Annotated in this window: 1 protein-coding gene; it reads right to left on the bottom strand. The window is 74.7% G+C overall.

Features of this window, described 5'->3' with window-relative positions; genetic code table 11:
* Nucleotides 1-1,132 (bottom strand): thiol reductant ABC exporter subunit CydD (gene cydD, locus ACFFNX_RS50725; protein WP_378213664.1); only part of this gene is annotated, 1,132 nt, incomplete at both ends.

Genomic DNA, 1,132 nt, shown 5'->3' with positions numbered 1-1,132 from the left:
CCCGGCGTCCGGCCGTACGAAGCCGAGCAGGACCGCGAGCAGCGTGGACTTGCCGGCGCCGTTCGGCCCGGTGAGCGCGACCGTCTCGCCGGGATGGACGGTCAGCGAGAGGTCCGCGAGCGCGGGCGCGTACCCCACCGTGACACCGCGCAGCCGGATCGTCGCGCGGGCCGGGTCCGGCACGTCGGCGCGGCTCCCGGCCGCGGGCGCCGGAGTCTCGATGACCTCGAAGATCCGCTCTGCGGCGGTGAGGCCCTCGACGCTCGCGTGGTACTGCGCGCCGACCTGCCGCAGTGGCAGGTACGCCTCCGGCGCCAGGATGAGCACGAGCAGCGCGGTCCGCAGGCCGATCTCCCCGTTCACCAGCCGAAGCCCGATCGAGACGGCGACCAGGGCGACCGAGAGGGTGGCGAGCAGTTCGAGGACCAGCGCGGACAGGAACGCCACCCGCAGCGTGGCCATGGTCGCCCGGCGGTACCGGTCGGTGACCTCGCGCACGGTCCGCGCCTGCGCCTTCGCCCGGCCGAACACCTTCAGCGTCGGCAGTCCGGCGACGACGTCGAGGAAGTGGCCGGCGAGCATCGACAGCGTCCGCCACTGGCGGTCCATCTTCGCCCGGGTGGACAGCCCGACCAGGATCGCGAAGACCGGGATCAGCGGCAGCGTCAGCGCGATGATCAGCGCGGACAGCCAGTCGCCGGACAGGATCCGCACCCCGACCGCGAGCGGCACGATGACGGCGAGGACGAGCTGGGGCAGGTAGCGGGAGAAGTAACCGTCCAGCGCGTCGATGCCCCGCGTCGCGACCGTGGCCAGCTCCCCGCCGCGCTCGCCGGACAGCCAGGCCGGGCCGAGCCGTACGGCCTGGGCCAGCAGCCGCCCGCGCAGCTGCGACTTGACCGCCGCCGACGAACGGTGCGCGGCGACCTCCTGTAGCCACGCGACGAACGCCCGGCCCGCCACGACGCCGAGCAGGAGCAGCAGGGGCGTGCGCAGCGCGGCGAGTGACGCGCCGCCGAGGAACGCCCGGCCGATCAGGTCGGCGAGCAGCGTGGCCTGCGCGATGACCAGCCCGGCCGTGGCTCCCCCGAGCGCCACGGACAGGGCCAGGTAGACCCGGGTGGTGCGGGCG

Origin of the sequence: Actinoallomurus acaciae, from assembly GCF_042429965.1 — a bacterium.
In the GTDB taxonomy this organism is placed as follows: Bacteria; Actinomycetota; Actinomycetes; order Streptosporangiales; family Streptosporangiaceae; genus Actinoallomurus; species Actinoallomurus acaciae.
Note: the sequence above shows the minus strand (reverse complement) of the source record. Positions and strands in the feature narration are given on the sequence as shown.